Here is a 21,217-nt window from a genome sequence, read left to right on the forward strand (position 1 = left end):
TACTTAATTCATATATTTTACGCTATGATGAAAAAGACCTATTTCTATGCAGCTGCATTGCTGGCCATGAGCCTGACGGCTTGTAGCGACGACGACGTGAAGGGCGGTGAACCCACGCCCGGAATGCCCGCCGAGCTGCCCGACTGGTACTACACGGGCGGCGAACTTGGCACCACCTCCAACACCACTTCCACGGCCTTCGAGGACCCCACACCCGTGGTCGAGGCCAGCGCCACCATGAACGCCGCCTTCAACCGCGGCGAACAGTTCTTTGAGAAACCCTTCACGGCCAACTTTGACGGCATGCGTCACGGCCTGGGGCCGCTCTACATCCGCTCTTCGTGCATCCACTGCCATCCCGGCTACGGACACGGCAAGAGTCAGAACAACGGCACGTTCAACACCAACGAGATAGGCAACGGCTACCTGCTCGTGGTCTATAATCCCGAGACCGAGGCCTATGTCTCCTGGCTGGCGGGCATGCCGCAGACCCAGGCCGTGGCTCCCTTCAAGGCCCCGCTGGACGAGACGCAGATCCGCATCACCTGGCACGAATACACCGACGCCTTCGGCAACAAGTTCCCCGACGGCGAGACCTACCGCCTCCGCTATCCCGAAGTGGACATTCCCAAGAGCGCCATCTACGTGGCCAACCGTGGCTACGACGTGGGCGAGTACGAAGTGCGCCTGGAGTCCACCATCGGCATCTACGGTACGGGCCTGCTCGATGCCATCAGCGACGCCGACCTCAAGGCCGAGTATGCCAAGCAGGAGCAGGACGGCTACTTCAAGCTGAACGAGACTATTTTCAAGAACGGCGAGTGGGTGAAGCAGTATGCCAATACCGCCCAGGGAGGCGACGGCACCCTCTATCCCCTGCGCTACACCTACGCCCTGAGCCGTGGCCCCCTGCAGGACGCGGCGGGTGCCAACGCCTTCTGGAACATTACCAACGTCACCCGCAGCGACCGCCGCTTCCACTACCTCGACGCGGCAGGCTCGTACGCCCTGTATGCCTCGCAGGACCCTGACATCCAGGCGGGCTTCCCCGACTACATTGCCCGGGTGTCCACGCCCGAGGAACATCCCGAATGGTTCACGGACAATGTGGAGGACAACATCTACAACTACCTGACGTCGAAGAACCTGCCCGTTGAGGTGAGCGACCAGGACTACATCGACCTCATGGTGTGGCACCGCGGTCTGGCCGTGCCTGCCGCCCGCAACGTGGACGATGAGGCCGTGCTTCGCGGCAAGGAACTCTTCGCGGAGATGGGCTGCACGTACTGCCACAAGCCCACGTGGACAACGGGCGACGACGAGATACGCGACCCCGCCCGCTTCTTCACAGGCGACAAGGCCGCACAGCTGCCCCGCTATCCGCACCAGAAGATTTGGCCCTACACCGACATGGTGCAGCACAAACTGCACATGGTGAACGACATCCGCACGGGCTGGTGCCGCACCACGCCGCTCTGGGGACGCGGCCTGCACCAGCGCTGCACGGGGGCCGAGTATGCCGACCGCCTGCACGACTGCCGCGCACGCACTACGCTGGAAGCCATTATGTGGCACGGCACGAGCGAGCAGAGTGATGCCTACTACACCATCAAGAAATTCCGCGAACTCTCGAAGGAGGACCGCGATGCGGTGGTGAAGTTCCTCGACTCCATCTGATTGCCTGCCGGATGTAGGTATGGCACACGGATGACACCGATTGGACAGATAACCACAGATAAGAATTCTTTCCGGAGAAATAATCTGTGTGCATCTGTCCAATCTGTGTCATCTGTGTGCCATGCTTCGTTTTCTGATTTTATCCCAAACATTCTTTTTGGTTATGAAAAGTAACTTTTTACGAAACCTTTCTTTCGGCCTGCTGGGCCTGCTTATTCTTGTATTGATGGCCGCCACGTGTGTGGAGAAGGTATGGGGCACTTCCTTTGTTGTGCGCCACGTCTATGGCTCGGTCTGGTTTGCCGCCTGTTGGGCAGTGGTGGCCGTTGCGGGTGTGTCCTGGCTGCTGCGCTGTCGGGTACAGCACCGGTGGAGGGTCTTTCTGCTTCACGCCGCCCTGGTGATCATCCTGCTGGGGGCGTTGGTCACCCACGTCTGGGGCGTGCAGGGTAGCGTACATTTGCGTCAGGGCGAGGCAGCCGAGGCCTTCACCACGACCGACGGACGTACGGTGTCCCTTCCTTTCAGCCTCATGCTGGAGGAGTTCCGGGTGGAGTACTATGCCGGCACGTCGGCACCCAGCGATTTCGTGAGCCGCATTGTCCTGGACGGTGAGCACCGGGCCGAGGTATCCATGAACCACATTGCCAGCTACGGTTCCTACCGCTTCTACCAGTCGCGCTACGATGCCGACGGGCAGGGCTCTACCTTGTCCGTGGCTTGTGACCCCTGGGGCATCGGCATCACCTACACGGGCTATGGTCTGCTGCTCGTCTCCTGCCTGCTCTTCGTGGCCGACCGCCGCGGCACTTTCCGCCGGTTGCTCAACCATCCTTCGCTGCGGGCGGCCGGGGTGGCGGCCCTGCTGCTGTCCGCTTCCTCCGTGCAGGCGGAGGAAGGGCTGCCCCGGACGCTTCCCCGCGGCACGGCCGATGCCTTCGGACGCCTCTACGTCTACTACAACGACCGTGTCTGTCCTCTCCAGACGCTGGCCAAGGACTTCACCGTGAAGCTCTGCGGCAAACCCACGTACCGGGGGCTTACGGCCGAGCAGGTACTGACGGGCTGGTTCTTCTACTACGACGACTGGAAGACGGTGCCGTGCATCCGGGTGAAGGGCGCCGGTGTGCAGCGCCTGCTGGGCATCGGGGGCGGGTACGCCTCGTTGCAGGACTTCTTTGGCCCCGATGGCTACAAGCTCGATGCCGATGTCCTGTCCGGCATGGCAACGGCCGATGCCAAGGGGGTGAGTGAGGCGAACGAGAAGTTCAGTCTGGTGAGTGCCGTGGCTACGGGAGCCTTGTGGCGCATCTTTCCCTGTCCGTTGGCGGATGACAGCCTCCGCCTGTCGTGGTACTCGCTGGCCGACCGTCTGCCGAAGGGACTTCCCCGCGAACAGGAGGCTCTGATGAGGAGCGGCATGAACTACGTGGCCGAGCAGGTGGCGCGCAAGGACTATGTCCGGGTGGAGGAACTGGTGGAGAAGATACGCCGCTACCAACGGCGCGAGGGTGGGGCACTGCTGCCCACCGACCTGCGCTTCGCTGCCGAGCGGTGGTACAACCGCCTGAACGACAGCCTGCCCCTGGCTGTGGCTTTCGTTGTGCTGGGACTCCTGTCCTTTGTTTATTGTGTGCGCTGCCTCCTGCTTCGCCGGCGGGTTGCGGGATGGGTGGAACGGGGGCTGTCCGTCCTGATGGGGGCGGGCCTGCTCTGGGTGCTGGGGCTGATGGTACTGCGCGGCGTGGTGAGCGGCCATCTGCCCATGTCCAACGGACACGAGACCATGCAGCTGCTGGCCCTCTGTGCCGCCGTGCTCACCCTCGTCTTCCGCCGCCGTCTGCCGCTGGCCCTGCCTTTCGGTTTTCTGGTGTGTGGGCTGGCCCTGATGGTGTCCATGCTGGGCGAGCGCAATCCGCAGGTGGGGCCGCTGATGCCCGTGCTGGCCTCGCCCCTGCTTTGCGTGCATGTGGCGGTGATTATGCTGGCCTATTCCCTGCTGGCCTTCCTGATGCTGAACGGTGTGGCCGCCCTCGTCCTGCAGGCTTCGCGAAGGGATTGCACCGCGCAGGTGGAGCGGTTGCACACGGTAGGCCGCCTGCTGCTCTATCCGGCTGTGTTCCTGCTGGCGGCGGGCATCTTTGTGGGAGCGGTGTGGGCCAATGTGTCGTGGGGACGCTATTGGGGCTGGGACCCCAAGGAGGTGTGGGCGCTGGTCACGCTGCTGGTCTATGCCCTGGCACTGCATCCCGCCTCACTGCCCTGCTTCCGCCGTCCGTTGTTCTTCCATGCCTACGTGGCCGGCGCCTTCTGCTGCGTGCTGATTACCTACTTCGGTGTCAACTTCCTGTTGGGGGGAATGCACAGCTATGCTTAGAAACTCAAGGAAAATCCGAGACTTGATCGATTTTTAATTTGACAAAATAATTTTATATACGATGGCGAAGCTTTCCAATCTTCGTGCTGAATGTTGCCTACTATCGTGTCGAATGTTGCCTACCTTCAGTCCGAATGTTGCCTACTATCGGAAGTTTTCTTATGAATGATGATGGTTTGAATGTTTAATGCATTGAAATTCAGATTACTGTATAATTTTGGCTGGAAGGATGTCGTTTGTGTGATTTTTTCTTAGCATAACGGACATGTCGGAATGTATTCCTGCACCTGATTTGCATGAATCATTCACTCCTTAACATCCTGATTGCCGACGCAGAATTTGCTTTTGCGACTTGAGTTGGAGAGTACCTATATCCGGCAAGGGAACTGCTTATTATACCTAATTTATGCGATTGTGGCATCCGTTCCGAAGCCGTATCTTTGCACCATCAGATTTAAAAATGAATTAGTTAGTCATAATTACGTAACCACTTTTATTAAGGTAAAACGAATCCCCGCTTCCCGATGTGATATCGCGAGGCGGGGATTTCCTTGTTTGTCCACTGCGGTCACGGAATGAACGGACGCGGATTCACGCAGACAGCCGCAGATGATGAATGGTATAATCTGCGCAAATCTGCGTGAATCCGCGTTCTATTCCTTTTTCCCGCCTGTTCTCCGGTTACAGCTTCTCCTTGATGTCGCTCAGCTCCACCAGCTTGTTGACGATGGCATAGATGGTGAGGCCTGCCGACGAATGAATTTGCAGCTTGCGGGCGATGTTGCGGCGGTGGGTGATGACGGTGTGGATACTGAGGAAGAGCTGTTCGGCGATGGCCTTATTCGTCATGCCTTTCACGATGCAGGTCACTATCTCCTTTTCGCGCTGGCTCAGGGTGTCGGCCTCGCTTTCCTTCTCCTCGTCGCTCTCCTCGTCGGTGCGCATCAGGCCGTTCAGCTTGGCGGCTATGATGTCCAGGTCGTCGCAGATGGAGAAGCGCTCGTCGTATTCCTTCAGCACGTTGTTGTTGGTCACCGACGAGAGCAGGGCCACGTACTTTACCCCCTCCAGCCGCGGATGTTGCCCTTTGAAGGCGGGCAGGTTGAACCATCCGTCGAAGGCGGGGTTGATGATGACCATGTCCGGGCGGTGCAGGTTGGCGTAGTTGCCCAGCGCTTCGGTCGAGGTCACTTCCACCGGATGCACGTCCAGGTTGGGGATGCGCTTCAGCACGGCCGACACGCCGCTGCGGATGATGACCGACGTGTCGGCAACCACTATTTTCAGCGACAGCTTATTGTTCATCTTTCAGTCTCCTTTCTATTTGGGCTACGGCGGGCACAAACAGGTAGTCTTCCACCATGCAGTGGGACGCAAGGTCTTGCTCGCAGTTGAATATGTCGAACAGAACGGCGTTCAGCAGGTTGTTGTTCTCCTTTTCGGGATAATATTTGATGATGATGTTCTTCAGTTCCGTCAGCTTGCGGTCTATCTGGTTGTGGTGGCTGGCGAAGGTGGCGATGTTGTAGTCTGTCGAGAGTTTGCCCTCCATCAGCTCCTCCACGTAAGTGAACACGGAGCTGTTCTCGTACTCCATGTGGCGGCGCACTTCCCTGGCATACTCGTCGAAGTACTTCAGGATGGCGAAGGCTACGCCGTTGGCTTCCGAACAGTCGATGGCCTCGATGAGCTTGCGGCGGATGGCGGGCAGGTTGAAGTCGAGGAAATACGTGTGCGCCCGCTTCAGGTAGTCCATCAGTGCAGCCACCGAGAAGTCCTCCTCGGGCGTGCAGTAGCCATACTGCTCTTCGCTGATGAAGTTGGCCACAGCCAGAAACGTCTTGTAGTCCACCCCCTGCGCCTGGCAGACGTCCTTCACCGTCCGGTCGCCGAAGCCCAGCGACAGGCCGAAGCGGCTCATCACCATCAGCAGGGAGTAGTTGTCACAGATGAGGTCGCTCATCTTGTCTGTGGCGCGGTATTTATGCGGTTCGTTCATAGGCGTAAATGCTTGTTTTAGTGTATCGCTGCCATCTGGCAGACATCATGTTATACTCGGGCGCAAATTAACGGTTTTTTGGCAGACGGTGCAATCCCTATTTGTAGGTATTTTGTGGAGAATATAAGAAGTCAGAGAGAATTGGTAGCCCAAATATTGGCTACTTAAAACCTAAATTCTCATACAGTTATTCATCACAGAGTTCCACGGAGTAATTCGCATGCACACCGTAGAGACGCAAAATTTTGCGTCTCTACACATCGCTGTCATCTCCACCGAATACATAGAGTATCACAGATTAAGGAGATTGTAAATCCGTGTTAGTGTCTGAATGATTCTGCTTGTCCAACCTCTTTCCCTAAGCAAACTAAATCTTTTAGTTCTTATTAACGAGAAAAATTAGTTTATGAACTATTTTATTTCGTTATTTGCGGATGAAAGAGCAATGAGCTACAAGCTACAAGTTACGAGCTACAAGTTACGAGCTACAAGTTACGAGCTACAAGTTACGAGCTACAAGTTACGAGCTACAAGTTACGAGCTACAAGCTACGAGCTACAAGCTACGATGCGAGTTTGCAGCCCGTCACTTACTCGTAGCTCGTAGCTAAAAACTAAAAGATATGAAAGCACTGACCACAAAAGAAGAAGAAATCATGGGCTTTTTCTGGGAGAAGGGCCCGCTGTTCGTGAAGGAGATGCTGGCTTTCTACGACGAGCCGAAGCCACACTTCAATACCTTGTCTACCATTGTGCGCGGGCTGGAGGAGAAAGGCTATCTGGCGCACAAGGCATACGGCAACACCTATCAGTATTACGCCACCGTGAGCCGCGACGACTTCAGCCGCCGCACGCTGCGCAGCGTCATCAGCAAGTACTTCAACAACTCCTACCTGGGCGCCGTCTCCTCGCTGGTGAAGGAGGAGGACATCTCGCTGAAAGAGCTGAAGGAACTGATTGCCGAGGTGGAAAGAGGGGGAGGCAGTGGACAAGTTGACAAGTAAACGAGGCTACGAGGCATGTACCTTGCCTCCCTTGTCCACTATCCCTTGTCAACTTGTCCATTCGCTTCCTTGTCTACTCGTTCACTCGTTTACTCGTCAACTAACATAAAAATATGGGAACCTTTTTAGTCTACATACTCAAGTCCGCTGCCTGTCTGGCGGTATTCTACCTGTTCTACAAACTGCTGATGAGTCGCGACACGTTTCATCGGTTCAACCGCTTTGCCCTGTTGGGGTTGCTGGTGCTCTCGTCCGTGCTGCCGCTGGTGGAGGTCAGTGTGAACGAGCCGGTGGGAGTGCAGGAAACGATGCTTACGCTGGAACAGCTGCTTCTGCTGGCCGATGTGGAGGAAGGGCAGGAGACAGTCGTGGCACAGCCTGCCACGGCACTGTGGGTACGTGTGGCGTTGCTGGTCTATCTGGCAGGGATTGTTTTCTTTGCCGTACGCAATTTGTGGTCGCTCGGCAGGCTGGGCGCGTTGTTGCGCCGGGGCCGGTTGGAGCGGGTGTCGGACTACCTGCCGGGTCGTGGGGAGCAGGTAAGGCTGGTGGTACACGACCGCGACATCGCCCCTTTCAGTTGGATGCGCTACATCGTCCTGTCGCGCAAGGACCTCGAAGAGAACGGCCGCGAGATATTGATTCACGAGCTGGCACACATCCGCAACCGCCACTCGTGGGACCTGCTGCTGGCCGACCTCTGCATCTTCGTGCAATGGTTCAACCCCGCCGCGTGGCTGCTGAAGCAGGAACTGCAGACCATCCACGAGTACGAGGCGGACGACACCGTGCTGCGCGAGGGCGTGAATGCCAAAGATTATCAGATGTTATTAATAAAAAAAGCTGTCGGCACAAGGCTCTACTCTATGGCCAACAGCTTTAATCACAGTTCACTTAAAAAACGTATCACTATGATGTTAAAAGAAAAGGGGTGAAGTACCTCTACGTACTCCCGCTGGCGGCACTGGCTGTGTCGGCCTTTGCCCGTCCCGAAGTGTCGGCCGTGGCCGACGAGCTTTCAAGCGCCAAAGTTAATGATTTGGCCGAAATGGTGAAAACAAATCTGCCGGAAAGTGTGGTCGAAGCAGTGAAAGACACGCTGCCGCCGGGCGTAACCCATGTGCCTCAGGAAGTGAAAGACGACCTGAAAGGTTCGCCCGTCTTTGAAGTGGTGGAGCAGATGCCCGAGTTCCCCGACGGAGGCATGGCCGGGCTGATGGAGTATTTCAAGAAGAACATGCGTTATCCCGAAGCGGCCAGGAAGGCAGGTACGCAGGGACGCGTTACGGTTCAGTTTATAGTGGATAAAGACGGAAGCATCAGCGGCGCGAGGGTGTTGCGCGGCGTCGACCCGGCACTCGATGCCGAAGCCATTCGCCTGGTGAACGCCATGCCCAAGTGGAAGCCGGGCATGCAGAAGGGGAAGGCGGTGACGGTGAAATATACCGTTCCTGTACTATTCAGGCTGGATGAGCTCGATGAGAAAGTCCGCCAAAAGAACCTGACCCTTATTATGAAAGGGACAAGTGCTGCCGACTATGCGGACGTGCTGATACTGGTGGACGGACGGGAGGTAACTCCTGAAATACTTCAGGCTCTCAATCCCGAGCGCATCCAGTCCTTCAGCGTACTGAAGGAGCCCTCCGATATTATAGCGAAGTACACGACGGACAAGAGCAAGAAGAGCGTCATGCTGGTCACGTTGAAGAAGGACGAGTCGAAACCCTTGGCAGGCACAGTGTCCACCATCCGCGTGTCGGACAGCGCCCGGAAGGCGCAGGTGGTGATTGACGGCAAAATGGCAGACGAGGCTACCTTTAAGTCCTTGTCGTCTGACCAGATTGAATCCATTATTGTGTTGAAGCCTGAGACGGCTACGGCTCTCTTTGGCGAGGAGGGCAAAGACGGCATTCTCTACATCTTCACCAAATCTGCTGCCGGCGTGAAGGACGGCGAAGTGAAAGTCCGTGGCCTGGTATTGGACCCGCAGGGCGAGCCCGTCATCGGCGCTTCGATTCTGATTGAAGGGACGGACAAAGGCACCGTGACCGATGTGGACGGCATGTTCTCGTTGCCTGCTCCCGGCGATGCCACATTCAAGGTGACCTATATCGGCATGAAGGAGGCCAGCGTGAAGGTTCAGCCCATCGTGCTGGTGCGGCTGGAGGCGGAGTGATGACAGCGGTAAGTGGTAAGCGGTAAGTGGTAAGCGGTAAGTGGTTAGCGGTAAGTGGTTAGCGGTTAGCTATTAGCGGTAAGTGGTTAACGGTTAGCAAGACTATCGGCTTAACTCCTTAACTTCTTAACTCCTCATCTCCTCATCTCCTTAATTCCTTAATTCCCAATGAAACTACACTCTCTCTTATTGACTCTGACACTGATGCTTGTCGGGGCGGGGCTGGTCTCCGCCCAGACGGCACAGCGGACTACGTGGTACGTGGTGGACGGCCTCTTCTTCGAGGGCATGCCGCCTACGATGGGCTACGGAAAGGCCGCCGGCATCTATGTACATACGGATGAGGCCGGGCACGAGGCTATCGAGCTCCGGTTGCGCCGCGGCGCCTCGCTGCCGGCCGACGTGAAACCTTATGCCACCCCCTCTGACTCCGTGCCGGGCTACGAAGCCTTGCAGATGAGCATCCGCGGCGGCGAGGGAAAACGTCTGCCCCTGTCGGCCTTGGAGACCCTGAAGCCCGACGAGTGGATAGGCAAACCCTTCCCCGAATTCTGCGTGAGGGACACCACGGGGCGCGAGTGGACGCGCGCCGACATCGCAGGCCGTCCGCTGGTCTTGAACTTCTGGTACACGGGCTGCGGGCCCTGCCTGCGCGAGATGCCCGTACTGGCCTCGTGGACGGTGAAGCATCCGCAGGCCCTTTACCTGGCCACGACGTTCGACCCTCTGCGCTCCGTCTCGCGCGTGGTGCAGAAGCGCGGCTTCACCTTCGTCCACATCGTCGACGAGATGTTCTTCTTCAAGCTGTTCGGCGTCAACGGCATGCCCGTCACCATCCTGGTGGACAGCCGCGGCGTCATCCGCTGCATGGAGCAGGGCAGCAGCCCCGTGAAGCTTCGGTATCTGGAGGACAGGCTGGCGGAGCTGTGTCTGTCAAAGTGACACTTTGATTTCCCAAGCCCGCGAGAATCGCTTGTTTCGGACGCGAGGCGGGCTTGGTGGAAAAAAACGGAGCGCAAACGACCTATCCATCTTACACATAGCAGGATAGCGAAATCCTTACATTTGAAATAGAACGGAAACCGCCTCCGGAAGCGGCAAAAACGGAGGCGGAAGCTTCCCGACAGGCTCTTCGGAATGGATTTTTGTCTGCTTTCTTTACCTGACAAGCCTTTTTGCACCTTCCCGCAAGCAATCCGGAGGCGGGAAACAAGCATTGTCCGCACTCGGAGCAAGCATTGTCCGCGTTCGGAACAAGCATTCCGGAACCGTAATGCAAGCGTCCCGCCCCCGTTTTCCTTCCTTTTTTCCCTCTTTCTCCTTCCCGTTTGGCGATTATGCAGAAAGTGTGTGTCGGCGGAATGTGGTAATTGCTTTCATTATGTTCTTCTATTTTGTTTTCGGCTGACACTCTGTAAGGTACTGCCTGTCGTTCACATGGTATTCTGATGAATTGCTTGTCGGCATCAGACAAAGAAGGGGGCGTGTCAGCCTTTACATGTTCCGCCTATTCTCCAACCGGCGTTTCATTCTTTACTTAAGTTTCGGATTTAATATTTCTCTGGTAGTTAAGTAGTTAAGAAGTTAAGGAGTTAAGCCAATACATTGTGAGCTGTTTGTTTTTCTATTGGCTTTGGCGATAACTCCTTCTAAGTCCTTTAACTCCTGCAAGTTTGGCTTCGCCGATTTTCAATTCGGTAAAACCGAAACTTAAATTCTTCATCGCAGATTACATACCTTGTAGAGGGTGTGTCAAAACAAAGGCATCTGCAACTCTCCTCCTTCAGGAAGGAGGAGTACCCGAAGGGGGAGGTGGCAGGGAAAATATAAAGTGTTGGTATACAGTATGCCGTAAGGCCTACCACCCCGCCCGTTGGGCACCCCTCCTTCCTGAAGGAGGGGAGTCAGATACCTTCACTTAGTTTCTGCACGCCCTCCCGTCGTTTCTTCGTATATGTATATAAGGCGGACGCACCGTGGTGCGTCCCTACGACGTAAATCGAGAAACAAAGCTGTGTGGTTGTTGGTACGTGGATTGTGCGGATTCATGCGGACTGTTATCGTTTACGTTTGTTCACGTGGGCGTAGTCCGTGTAGGGGCGGGGTCGGCCCGCCCTGTGTGCGACAAGGGAGAATGATGTATGCGGATTGTAGGGACGCACCACGGTGCGTCCGCTCTCATCCACCCGCTTTGTTTTTTGGCAGGAATTACGTGGATAACACGAAGAATACCAATAACTCAAGTTTCGAGTTTGCCGGATTGAAAATCGGCGAAGCCAAACTTGCAGAGGTTAAAGGAGTTATCGCCCATCAGGATGGGCTTAGGAGTTAAAGTCCAATAGAAGGCGGGGCAGATTTTCATCTAATCCTCCTTAAGACCGTATTTCGCGCCGTAAATCCGCAGCGCTTCATGGACTTCCTTCTCTCCTAATACTTCTATCATCTCCTGAAGCTCGTATTCCCGGTTGTTCCCTTCAAGTGCGGCAAGGCACATGACGCGCGACTCCATATCGCGGTATTCGGGCAAATCGAGGAAGATACCCCTCGTAAGCTGACCACGCAGCTTCCATGCCGTTACAGGCTGCCGGAACGAGGTTGCGCCGTAGAACATGCAGGTCATGTCTTTGACCTTCGACACGTCCCAGCGGTCGAGCGGCTGGTTGAAACTCGTCGCGTCGTCGAACATCTGCACCATATTCTCCACGCTCGATACGTTCCAATCGTTCAACGACTGGTTGAAGCCCGCGGCTTTGCAGAACATCTTGTTCATGTCCTTCACCTTCGAGACGTTCCAGCGTTCAATCGGCTGGTTGAAACTGTACGCCCAGGCGAACATGGAATCCATGCAACGGACGTTCGAGACATCCCAAAGCTCAAGCGGCTGGTTGAAGGCAGGGGCTTCGCAAAACATGTACGACATATCCTCCACCTTTGAGACGTCCCAGTCTCCTATGGGATGGTTGAAGTATTTCGCCACGCAAAACATGCCCTTCATTGTGGTCACGTTCGAGGTGTCCCACGTTTCAAGGCCGTCGAAGTTTTTGCGCGTTGAGTCTTTAAAAAGCTCCGTCATGTCCGTTATCAGCGAAGTGTCGATGTCGCCGAGGTGAATGCTCTTGTCGCTCACCAGTTCCTTCAGTTCCTGCAATGAACAGGGCTTGTATGTTTTAGCCATAATTGCTTATTAATATTTTGTCAATGCCAATTTGGGACAGTGCACCATCGGTTAACTGAACAGTGTACCCATAAAGAGATGTCCAAAGGAATAAAAGAAAGCCGAATATATCAACAGAATGAACTGCATTTTGAGTTACTTTAACTCGAAAGGACTGTCCGTGTCTAAAGGTAAACGATTCCTTCATTTGACACATTCCCGTCTCTCTGGTGCAGAAGCCTGAAAACTCCGTTTCCCGCTTTGCGCTTCTCCCGATTTGCATTATCTTTTGATAAGATAGGATGCGGTTCGGCATAGCCAATCCGGAAAACTTTGTTTTCCATTTGTCTCTACACTCACCTTGTATTATCTTTGTCCTCCATGAACATAAACAATCGTTTGAACATGAAAAACATCCTGCTATTGACTGCTCTGCTGGCCGCCTGGCTGACGCCCGCGCTGGCTTGCACCTCGGCCGTGGCCGACGAACTTTCAGACGCTAACGTCAACGATTGGGTGGCAAGTCTGAAAACAAATCGGCCGGGAACTGCCTTCGTAGCGGCGGAGGACACGTTGCCGCCGGGCAAAGCCCGTGTTCCTCGGGAAGTGACGAACGGCCCGGACGGTTCGCCCGCCTTCGAGGTGGTGGAGCAGATGCCCGAATATTCAGACGGTGGTATGGAGGGGCTGATGAGGTATTTCAAGGAGGGCTTTGTATATCCCGTCGAATTGGATGGAATGGCTCTGGTGGGGCATATCGCTGTCCGGTTTGTTGTCCGGGAGGACGGTAGCATCAGCGATGCCAGGGTGTTGCACGGAGTCCATCCCTTGCTCGATGCCGAGGCTCTGCGCCTGGTGAACGCCATGCCCAAGTGGAAGCCGGGTATGCAGGATGGAAAGCCGGTGGCGGTGAGGTACACTGCGCCTGTCGTCTGGCAACATAGCAGGAATTATAAGTATTCTTCTGCCTACGTTCGGCTCGTCATTTCTGATACGGCTTCCTATTCGAAGGACCTGTTGATATTGGTGGACGGCAAGGACGTGTCTCCCGAAATCCTTCGGACCCTCAATCCCGACCGCATTCAGACTGTCTACGTACTGAATGAACCGTCCGCAGTGGCGAGGTACACGACGGACAAGAGCAAGAGAGGGGTGATGCTGGTCACGTTGAAGAAGTGAAACGGCTTCCCCGTCGGTTATTCGTATCTGTGTATGCAAGGCGGACGCACCGTGGTGCGTCCCTACGACGTTACCGGGGCAACCAATCTGTGCGGTTGTCGGTCGCGTTTGTTCACGGGGCGTAGTCCGTGTAGGGGCGGGGTCGGCCCGCCCGAAAGCATCCACACGTAGGGACGCACCACGGTGCGTCCGCCGGGTTGAGAGCGATGTCCCACAGTTGGCATCGTTTGAACGGACAATCGCGGTATATTATTGGAGGGGCGATGTGAAGCCGGTTGCTGAGCCTGCGAGTGTCAAGGCTGAAAGAGATTGGCCTCTTGTTAATTTTAGGCACGGAACTACATCCAATGTTTTTTTAGAGACATCAATGCCGACAAACCATTTCTTTTCCATATTTTTGCACCATTAAATATCTATAGGTTAACCATAAGTTGAACTCTCTAAATCCTTTATTAGGCCATCGACCTACAATTCTACTTGGGACGGTTCAACTGAAAAGAAAAGGAGGACTAGTTCCGCGCATAGGGCTTCTGCCTGGATTACACGTTAGGTCACCTCCTTTTCTTGGTTAACTTTTATTCACTACAAAGATAATATTTCAGCCTTTATTGTTCATAGTGCAAATCTAAAGGATTACGCGGAAATTCGTAGTCTAATCTTTTGATAAGATAGGATGCGGTTCGACATAGCCAATCCGGAAAACTTTGCTTTCCATTTGTCTCTACACTCACCTTGTACTATCTTTGTCCTCCATGAACATAAACAACCGTTTGAACATGAAAAATATCCTGCTATTGACTGCCCTGCTGGCCGCCTGGCTGACGCCCGCGCTGGCCTGTACTTCGGCCGTGGTGTCGGGCCGGGCCACTCCCGACGGCCGCCCCCTGTTGTGGAAACACCGCGATACGGACTTCCTGAAGAACCATGTAGAGTACGTCCGCGGCGAGCGGTACGACTTCATCGCCGTGGTGAACAGCGACGACTTCCGCCTGAAGCGCGAGGCTTGGATAGGCGCCAACGCGGCGGGTTTCGCGCTGATGAACACGCAGAGCTATAACCTGGTGGACGTGAAGGACGGCGAGGAGCGCGGCGAGGCCAACGGGCGCGCCATCTACCGTGCGCTGGAACTCTGTGCCACGGTGGACGACTTCCGCCATTACCTCGACACCCTCAGCAAGCCGAGCGGGATTGAGGCCAACTTCGGCGTGATAGACGCGCAGGGTGGGGCGGTGATGTTCGAGGTGGATTACTATACGTATAAGGAATTCGACGCCAACGACCCGGCGGTGGCGCCCGCGGGCTATGTGGCGCGTACCAATTTCTCTGTGTCGGGACAGTACGGGCCGGGCGCGGGCGTGGTACGCTACCAGGAGGCCGTGCGCGTGCTCGACGGGCTGGCCGGAGAGCAGGCCGTCACGCCCCGGAGCATCTTCAACGGCCTGTCCCGCTCGTTCCACAACTGTCTGCTGGGCATCGACTTGCGCCAACCGCCCTTCACGGGGCCGGAGGCTTCGGGCTGGTTTGCCGACCAGGACTTCATTCCCCGCAGCAGTACCTCCTGCTCCGTCGTGGTGCAGGGCGTCAAACCGGGCGAGGCTGCCGGGCTGACCACAATGTGGACCCTGCTGGGCTATCCGCCTACGGGCGTGGCTGTCCCCCTGTGGGTGGACGAGGCGTTGCCCCGCATGGTGGCGATGGACAAGACGCTGGGCACGTCGCCCCTCTCCGCCGCTTCCCTGCGGCTGAAGGACCGGGTGTTTTCACTGGACTGGGGTATGGGCAGTGAGCGTTACATGCACTGGTCTATCCTCTATAATGCCGAGGGCAACGGCTACATGCAGCGCCTGGCACCCGTAGAGGAAGAGAACTTCCGCCTGACGGAGCCTGTATTGGAAGGCTGGCGGCGCAAAGGGCAGACGGACAGGGAAGAGATGCAGGCACTGTACCGCAGGTTGGACAGGCCGGTGTTGTGGGAGAGTTGCGGAGATTAGGTCGGCCGTCAGTTCCTGTAATATCTTTCGTGCTAATAACGTTGTTAGTAATAAAGATATTTTCCCTGACGGATGATGTCAGCCTATTTGTGAACGGAGGTACGCCAGTATCTCCGTTTCCTGTTCGGGGTGGAACCAGCGGATGTCGGTGTCGCGTTTGAACCAGGTCATCTGCTTGCGGGAGTAGATACGGGAGTTTTGCTTGATTTTCTCCACGGCGAAGTCCAGTGTCCATTCGCCGTCCAGGTACTTGAAGAGTTCCTTGTAGCCCACGGTGTTCAGTGAATTGTAGTCCTTGTGCGGATAGACGCGGCGGGCTTCTTCCAGCAGGCCGTCGGCCATCATCTGGTCCACGCGGCGGTTGATGCGGTCGTAGAGTTCCTCACGGTCGCGGGTCAGGCCCACCTTGACGATGCGGAAGGGGCGCGGCTTGGTCTGCCGGGTGCGGAAGGAGGTGTAGGTTCGGCCCGTCATGTAACAGATTTCGAGGGCGTGGATGACGCGTTTGGGGTTTTTCGGGTCTACTATCTGATAGTATTCGGGGTCGAGCAGGCGGAGTTCGGCGCAGAGGCGGTCGAGGCCTTCTTCCTCGTAGCGGCGGAGCATGAGCGAGCGCGTCTCGTTGTCCACGGTGGGGATGTCGTCGATGCCCTTGCACACGGCATCCACGTACATCATGGAGCCGCCTGTCAGCACAACGACTTGCTTTTCCTTGAACAATTCGTCCAGCAGTTTCAGAACCTCGGCCTCGTACTGGGCGGCGCTGTAGTAGTCGGTCAGGCCCAATGTGCCCACCATGTAGTGCTTCACCCGCTGTAGCTGTTCGGGCGTGGGTGCTGCGGTACCAATCTTCAGGTCGGCATAGAGCTGGCGTGAGTCGGCCGACACGATGCACGTGTCGAATGCTTCGGCCAGTCGCAGGCTGAGTTCTGTCTTGCCTACGCCGGTGGGGCCTATGAGAACGAGGAGAGTCAATGGAAATGAAGAATGAAGAATGAAGAATGAAGAGTGAATAATGAAGAATTTGAGGCTATGGGACGAATTCTTCATTCATCCGCAAAGCGGAAATTCTTCATTCTTCATTTATTTAGTATCTGTCTTCGTCGTAGGGATTGCCGCCGCTGCCTTCGTCAAAGCCTTCGAAGCCGTCTTTGTCGAAGTCTTCCATGTCGAAGTCCTGGTCGCCGTAGAAGTTCTCGTCCAGGTCGAGGGCGGCGCTGTTCTTGGCCTCGAACTCATTGAAGTCAACAGTCTGTTTGGGCGCTTCGCCTTCGCTCTTGGTGCATTTGGCTCCCTTCATGTTCTTGCCGGTGATGATTTCGCTGAGTTCGATGAAGAAGCAGCGTTCGGTCATGTAGTCGAATACGTAGAGCAGCTTCTGCTTTTCGTCCTCCACCAGTTCGCTGATGGGTGTTTCCTTCATCACCCAGCTGTCTATTTCCGGATTGTCGTCCATCTCTTCCAGGGTTACTTCCTTCTCTTTTTCCCAGTCTTCGTCGCAGATGAAGAACGAGGTCATCTGGTCGTCGGTATATCCGGTAGCCTTCAGGATTGCTTCGTGGAAGTCGTAGAAGGTGGCTTCCGGGTCTATCTGTATTTCTCTGACGAAGTCGTCCGCCTCGTCGGAGATGATGGTAAATCTGTATATCATGGTTGCTTGTTATTTTCCTCCGGGGATGATGCCTCGGGTTGAGTTCTTGATGAATTCTACGATGTAAGTTATCTCAGGGGTCATTTCCATCTCCTCTTCAATCTTCTTCAGGGCGTCCGTGGTGTTCAGGCCGCTCTGGTAGATGATGCGGTAGGCGTTGTGGATGGACTCGATGGTTTCGTTGGAGAAACCGCGGCGGCGCAGGCCCACAATGTTGAGGCCGGCGTAGCAGATGGGCTCGCGTCCGGCAATGATGTAAGGAGGTATGTCTTTGCTGAAGCGGCATCCGCCCTGTATCATGCCATATCCGCCCACGCGGCAGAACTGGTGCATCAGTACGTTGGCGCTGATGATGGAGTTGTCGTCGATGACGATTTCACCGGCCATCTTGGTGGAGTTGCCTATGATGCATCCGTTGCCGATGGTAGCGTCATGTGCCACGTGTACCCCTTCCATCAGCAGGTTGTTGCTGCCCACGATGGTACGGCCTTTGGCGGCTGTGCCACGGTTGATGGTTACATTCTCGCGGATGGTGTTGTTGTCGCCAATTTCGGCAGTTGACTCTTCGCCCCTGAACTTCAGGTCCTGGGGAATGGCACCGATGACTGCGCCGGGGAAGATGGTGTTTCCGTTGCCGATGCGGCTGCCGTACAGAATGTTGGCATTGGCCATAATCCTGTTGTTGTCGCCGATGACCACATTCTTGTCAATGAAGACAAAGGGGGCAATTTCCACATTCTCGCCTATTTTCGCTTCGGGATGGATGTATGCTAAGGGACTGATCATAATATGAATGAAGAATTAAGAATGAAGAATGAAGAATTCAGAGGCTGCGCAGCGGAATGCGTCCCAAGGAAATTCTTCATTCTTCATTCTTCATTATTAATTTATTTGTTCTTTACTATCTGTGCCATGAACTCGGCTTCGCACACCACCTTTTCGCCGACGAAGATATAGCCTTTCATGGTGGATACACCGCGGCGGATGGGGGCCATCAGCTCTACGCGGAATATCAGCGTGTCGCCGGGCACCACTTTTTGGCGGAACTTTACGCCGTCTATCTTCATGAAATAGGTGGAGTAGCGTTCGGGCTCGTCGACGGAGTTGAGTACCAGCAGGCCGCCCGTCTGGGCCATGGCTTCTATCTGCAGTACACCCGGCATCACCGGTTCCTGCGGGAAGTGGCCTTGGAAGAAGGGCTCGTTGGAGGTGACGTTCTTTACGCCCACGATGTAGTTGGCGCCTATTTCGATAACCTTGTCCACCAGCTGCATGGGGTAGCGGTGGGGCAGGAGTTCGCGGATGCGGTTCACGTCCATGATGGGAGCGCGGTTGCAGTCGTAGGTCGGTGCCTGAATCTCGTGCAGGCGGATTTCCTTGCGCATCTGGCGGGCAAACTTGTTGTTGATGGTGTGGCCCGGACGGGTAGCGATGATACGTCCCTTGATGGGTTTGCCTATCAGGGCCATGTCGCCGATGACGTCGAGCAGCTTGTGGCGGGCACATTCGTTGGGCCATACCAGCGGCTTGTGGTTGATGTAGCCCAGGTGCTTGGCGTCCATGTGGGGTACGCCCATCACGTCGGCCAGTTTGTCGAAGTTCTCCTGCGACATCTCGCGTTCGTAGATGACAATGGCGTTGTCCAGGTCGCCTCCCTTGATGAGGCCTGCCTGGAGCAGGGGTTCGATTTCACGCACAAAGACGAAGGTGCGGCTGGCGGCCACTTCGTCCTTGAACTTGCCCATGTCTTCCAGTGTGGCAAACTGGTTGGGGAGTATGTTGGAATCGTATGAAACCAGAACGTTCAGGCTGAAGCTCTCGTCGGGCAGGACGATGATGGACGAGCCCGTCTTTTCGTCGCGGAACTCTATCTTGGACTTGATGATATAGAAATCCTTTACGGCATTCTGCTCCACGGTGCCCACCCGTTCTATTTCGTTGACATAATATTGGGCGCTGCCGTCCAGTATGGGGAACTCGGGTCCGTCCACCTGGATGAGACAATTGTCTATCCCCAGGGCGTAGAGGGCGGCCATTCCATGTTCGATGGTGCTTACCTTGACACCGTTCTTGGACAGCACGGTGCCACGGGTCGTTTCTGTCACGTTGTCTGCCACGGCTTCGATAACAGGTTGCCCCTCCAAGTCGGTACGTTGGATTTTATACCCGTGATTGTCCGGGGCAGGATTGAAAGTAACGGTCAGATTAAGTCCCGTATGAAGACCTTTTCCACTGAGTGAAAAGCTTTCTTTCAGAGTCTTTTGTTTCAACATTTGTTACTTGTTTATTTGTTGTTTCAATTCGTTCAGTTCCTTGCGGAGCGCGTTTAGTTCCATGTACATGTCAGGCAATTTGCGGAAGACAGCCTGTGACTTGAAGTAGGGCTTCTGTTCCATGGGCGGCGTACCTATCAGCTGGCTGCCCTCCTTCAGGCTGCCGGGTACGCCCGACTGTGCGCCGAGGTTTACCTTATTGCCAATATGTATATGTCCTGCTATGCCTACCTGACCACCGAACATGCACCATTCGCCCACCTTCGTAGAGCCGGCAATGCCCACTTGGGCTGCCATCACTGTGTGCGAACCGATTTCGTCGTTGTGGGCTATCTGTACCAGATTGTCCAACTTGACGCCGCTGTGTACGACGGTGGCTCCCATGGTGGCACGGTCTACGCATGTGTTGGCGCCTATCTCTACATTGTCCTCCAGAATGGTGATGCCTATCTGGGGAATCTTTTCATAGCCTTCGGGGGTGGGGGCAAAGCCGAAACCGTCGGCACCGATGACGCATCCGGCGTGCAGGATGCAGCTGTTGCCCACGCGGCAGTCGTGATAGACGGTGACGTTGGCATACAGGATGCAGTTGTCGCCCACTTTGGCGCCGCTTCCTACGGTGACGTGCGGGTGAATGACAGTATTGTCTCCGATGACCGCATGGTCTTCAATGCAGGCGAAGGGAGCGATGTAGACATCTTTGCCAATGCGGGCTGTTTCGGCCACGTATGCCTGCGGTGAGATGCCTGTGTGCTTGGGCTTGCTCTGCTCGTAGAGGGTGAGCAGTTTGGCGAGGCTTTCGTAGGCGTTGTCCACTTTGATCAGGGTGGCCTTCACTTCGTGCTCGGGCTCGAAGTCTTTGTTTACCAGAATGATGCTGGCCTTTGACTCATAGATGTAGGGAGTGTATTTGGGATTGGACAAGAAGGATATGGCACCGGGAATCCCTTCTTCGATTTTGGCGAAGGTGTGTACGGTTGCGTTCTCGTCTCCTACAATCTCTCCTTGTATGTAGGCCGCTATTTGTTTGGCTGAAAATTCCATGTTTTTTCTCGCTAAATGGTTTTCAAAACACAAATAACGGACTTTTTTTTTATATTTCCTTGTTCTTGGATGAATATTTTATACTTACGCGTGAGACCGGTAGTAGCATAAGTAGTATTTTTTTACCTTCTTGGACAGCAACGAGATGTTGAGCATGTCCGACGCATCGGCGATGTTGCGGATGGTGTCGTCCTTGTAGACAATGTCTATGCTGTCGTCGGCTGGGTTGTACATGTTTTTTTCGATGCTGGGGGTGGAGACAAAGTATCGGGCTTCTTCGGGCGAGATGTCCAGCCGACGGCTGATTTGCAGGGCCAGTTCCTTCTTCCTGTCCTCGCTGACGGGCTCGGTGGAGATTTCCACCTTGAAGAGACGGCGCTCCGTCATGCCCCGGCTCAGGGTGGAGAGCACCTTGTCCCGATGGTCGCACCATACCTTGAGTGACGTCCAGATGTCGTTGTCGTCCAGTCGGATGAATTGCTCCAGACACTCGGAGTCGGCATAGAAGCGTGTACGGTCGACATCGTTGTAGAGGAAGAAGCGCAGGGCAGGCGAGGCAAAGAGGTCTTCGCCCGCGGCGGCCAGTTCCTTGGCACGCAGCAGAGTGGCGATAAGCATCCGTTCGTAGGCCACGGAGGCCTTGTGCAGGTACACCTGCCAGTACATCAGGCGGCGGGCCATGAGGAAATTCTC

Annotated in this window: 15 protein-coding genes and 2 pseudogenes; 7 read left to right on the forward strand and 10 right to left on the reverse strand. The window is 55.3% G+C overall.

All coding sequences use genetic code 11. The features are described from left to right. Positions 1 to 24: 24 nt before the first annotated feature. Together Q1Y74_RS05395 and ccsA are read left to right on the forward strand one after the other, a co-directional pair. Positions 25 to 1,677, forward strand: coding sequence for a di-heme oxidoredictase family protein (locus Q1Y74_RS05395; RefSeq protein WP_300812707.1), 1,653 nt, complete (start codon positions 25 to 27; stop codon positions 1,675 to 1,677). A gap of 163 nt (positions 1,678 to 1,840) precedes the next feature. Further along, positions 1,841 to 4,054: a cytochrome c biogenesis protein CcsA gene (ccsA, locus tag Q1Y74_RS05400; RefSeq protein WP_300812708.1), complete on the forward strand. Its 2,214-nt coding sequence runs from the start codon at positions 1,841 to 1,843 to the stop codon at positions 4,052 to 4,054. Between the two features lie 681 nt (positions 4,055 to 4,735). Here the strand turns inward: ccsA and Q1Y74_RS05405 are convergent. Together Q1Y74_RS05405 and Q1Y74_RS05410 are read right to left on the reverse strand one after the other, a co-directional pair. Beyond that, entirely contained in the window at positions 4,736 to 5,359 is a 624-nt protein-coding gene (locus Q1Y74_RS05405; protein WP_300812710.1) for a response regulator transcription factor, read from the reverse strand. Further along, a complete protein-coding gene (locus Q1Y74_RS05410) occupies positions 5,349 to 6,053 on the reverse strand; it encodes a hemerythrin domain-containing protein (RefSeq protein WP_300812711.1) in 705 nt (234 codons plus the stop codon). Before Q1Y74_RS05410 ends, Q1Y74_RS05405 begins: the two co-directional genes overlap by 11 nt. 622 nt (positions 6,054 to 6,675) lie before the next feature. Here Q1Y74_RS05410 and Q1Y74_RS05415 point away from each other — a divergent pair. From Q1Y74_RS05415 to Q1Y74_RS05425, 3 genes and pseudogenes are all read left to right on the forward strand, one after another. Continuing rightward, positions 6,676 to 7,056, forward strand: coding sequence for a BlaI/MecI/CopY family transcriptional regulator (locus Q1Y74_RS05415; protein ID WP_300812712.1), 381 nt, complete (start codon positions 6,676 to 6,678; stop codon positions 7,054 to 7,056). 113 nt (positions 7,057 to 7,169) lie between these two features. Further along, positions 7,170 to 9,232, forward strand: a pseudogene (locus tag Q1Y74_RS05420) (TonB family protein). Positions 9,233 to 9,400: 168 nt separating this feature from the next. Continuing rightward, complete coding sequence (locus Q1Y74_RS05425; RefSeq protein ID WP_300812713.1) at positions 9,401 to 10,174, forward strand: TlpA disulfide reductase family protein; 774 nt, start codon at positions 9,401 to 9,403, stop codon at positions 10,172 to 10,174. A gap of 1,420 nt (positions 10,175 to 11,594) precedes the next feature. Here Q1Y74_RS05425 and Q1Y74_RS05430 read toward each other — a convergent pair. Continuing rightward, a complete protein-coding gene (locus tag Q1Y74_RS05430; RefSeq protein ID WP_300812714.1) occupies positions 11,595 to 12,407 on the reverse strand; it encodes a BspA family leucine-rich repeat surface protein in 813 nt (270 codons plus the stop codon). Positions 12,408 to 12,791: 384 nt separating this feature from the next. On the opposite strand from Q1Y74_RS05430, the gene Q1Y74_RS05435 reads away from it, so the two are divergent. Further along, positions 12,792 to 13,565 (forward strand): energy transducer TonB, encoded by a 774-nt coding sequence (locus Q1Y74_RS05435; protein ID WP_300812715.1) that lies wholly within the window; start codon positions 12,792 to 12,794, stop codon positions 13,563 to 13,565. A 249-nt stretch (positions 13,566 to 13,814) separates the two neighbouring features. On the opposite strand, the gene Q1Y74_RS05440 is transcribed toward Q1Y74_RS05435, so the two are convergent. Continuing rightward, positions 13,815 to 13,958 carry a hypothetical protein gene (locus Q1Y74_RS05440; RefSeq protein ID WP_300812716.1) on the reverse strand — a complete coding sequence of 48 codons (144 nt, stop codon included), beginning with the start codon at positions 13,956 to 13,958 and terminating at the stop codon, positions 13,815 to 13,817. Positions 13,959 to 14,341: 383 nt separating this feature from the next. Here Q1Y74_RS05440 and Q1Y74_RS05445 point away from each other — a divergent pair, with 383 nt between their 5' ends. Beyond that, positions 14,342 to 15,556: a hypothetical protein gene (locus tag Q1Y74_RS05445; RefSeq protein ID WP_300812717.1), complete on the forward strand. Its 1,215-nt coding sequence runs from the start codon at positions 14,342 to 14,344 to the stop codon at positions 15,554 to 15,556. 78 nt (positions 15,557 to 15,634) lie between these two features. On the opposite strand, the gene miaA is transcribed toward Q1Y74_RS05445, so the two are convergent. From miaA to Q1Y74_RS05475, 6 genes and pseudogenes are all read right to left on the reverse strand, one after another. Then, positions 15,635 to 16,531, reverse strand: coding sequence for a tRNA (adenosine(37)-N6)-dimethylallyltransferase MiaA (gene miaA / locus Q1Y74_RS05450; protein ID WP_300812718.1), 897 nt, complete (start codon positions 16,529 to 16,531; stop codon positions 15,635 to 15,637). A 112-nt stretch (positions 16,532 to 16,643) separates the two neighbouring features. Next, positions 16,644 to 17,207, reverse strand: a complete 564-nt coding sequence (locus Q1Y74_RS05455) for a hypothetical protein (RefSeq protein ID WP_300812719.1) — start codon at positions 17,205 to 17,207, stop codon at positions 16,644 to 16,646. A gap of 9 nt (positions 17,208 to 17,216) precedes the next feature. Then, positions 17,217 to 17,993: an acyl-ACP--UDP-N-acetylglucosamine O-acyltransferase gene (lpxA, locus tag Q1Y74_RS05460; RefSeq protein ID WP_300812720.1), complete on the reverse strand. Its 777-nt coding sequence runs from the start codon at positions 17,991 to 17,993 to the stop codon at positions 17,217 to 17,219. A gap of 101 nt (positions 17,994 to 18,094) precedes the next feature. Continuing rightward, positions 18,095 to 19,480 (reverse strand): bifunctional UDP-3-O-[3-hydroxymyristoyl] N-acetylglucosamine deacetylase/3-hydroxyacyl-ACP dehydratase, encoded by a 1,386-nt coding sequence (locus tag Q1Y74_RS05465; protein WP_300812721.1) that lies wholly within the window; start codon positions 19,478 to 19,480, stop codon positions 18,095 to 18,097. A gap of 3 nt (positions 19,481 to 19,483) precedes the next feature. Continuing rightward, on the reverse strand, positions 19,484 to 20,524 hold the full coding sequence (gene lpxD, locus Q1Y74_RS05470) for a UDP-3-O-(3-hydroxymyristoyl)glucosamine N-acyltransferase (protein ID WP_300812722.1): 1,041 nt from the start codon (positions 20,522 to 20,524) through the stop codon (positions 19,484 to 19,486). An 84-nt stretch (positions 20,525 to 20,608) separates the two neighbouring features. Next, positions 20,609 to 21,217 (reverse strand): annotated as a pseudogene (locus Q1Y74_RS05475) (phosphohydrolase); the annotation flags it as partial.

This window comes from uncultured Bacteroides sp. (assembly GCF_949298305.1).
Classification (GTDB): Bacteria; Bacteroidota; Bacteroidia; order Bacteroidales; family Bacteroidaceae; genus Bacteroides.

Excerpts from the sequence above, each read along its gene's own strand:
- Q1Y74_RS05445 (WP_300812717.1), top strand. The coding sequence starts at position 14,342 with ATGAAAAATATCCTGCTATTGACTGCCCTGCTGGCCGCCTGGCTGACG.
- ccsA (WP_300812708.1), top strand. The coding sequence starts at position 1,841 with ATGAAAAGTAACTTTTTACGAAACCTTTCTTTCGGCCTGCTGGGCCTG.
- Q1Y74_RS05465 (WP_300812721.1), bottom strand. The coding sequence starts at position 19,480 with ATGTTGAAACAAAAGACTCTGAAAGAAAGCTTTTCACTCAGTGGAAAA.
- lpxD (WP_300812722.1), bottom strand. The coding sequence starts at position 20,524 with ATGGAATTTTCAGCCAAACAAATAGCGGCCTACATACAAGGAGAGATT.
- Q1Y74_RS05395 (WP_300812707.1), top strand. The coding sequence starts at position 25 with ATGATGAAAAAGACCTATTTCTATGCAGCTGCATTGCTGGCCATGAGC.
- Q1Y74_RS05405 (WP_300812710.1), bottom strand. The coding sequence starts at position 5,359 with ATGAACAATAAGCTGTCGCTGAAAATAGTGGTTGCCGACACGTCGGTC.
- Q1Y74_RS05410 (WP_300812711.1), bottom strand. The coding sequence starts at position 6,053 with ATGAACGAACCGCATAAATACCGCGCCACAGACAAGATGAGCGACCTC.
- Q1Y74_RS05435 (WP_300812715.1), top strand. The coding sequence starts at position 12,792 with ATGAAAAACATCCTGCTATTGACTGCTCTGCTGGCCGCCTGGCTGACG.
- Q1Y74_RS05455 (WP_300812719.1), bottom strand. The coding sequence starts at position 17,207 with ATGATATACAGATTTACCATCATCTCCGACGAGGCGGACGACTTCGTC.
- Q1Y74_RS05430 (WP_300812714.1), bottom strand. The coding sequence starts at position 12,407 with ATGGCTAAAACATACAAGCCCTGTTCATTGCAGGAACTGAAGGAACTG.
- Q1Y74_RS05440 (WP_300812716.1), bottom strand. The coding sequence starts at position 13,958 with ATGGAAAAGAAATGGTTTGTCGGCATTGATGTCTCTAAAAAAACATTG.
- Q1Y74_RS05415 (WP_300812712.1), top strand. The coding sequence starts at position 6,676 with ATGAAAGCACTGACCACAAAAGAAGAAGAAATCATGGGCTTTTTCTGG.
- lpxA (WP_300812720.1), bottom strand. The coding sequence starts at position 17,993 with ATGATCAGTCCCTTAGCATACATCCATCCCGAAGCGAAAATAGGCGAG.
- Q1Y74_RS05425 (WP_300812713.1), top strand. The coding sequence starts at position 9,401 with ATGAAACTACACTCTCTCTTATTGACTCTGACACTGATGCTTGTCGGG.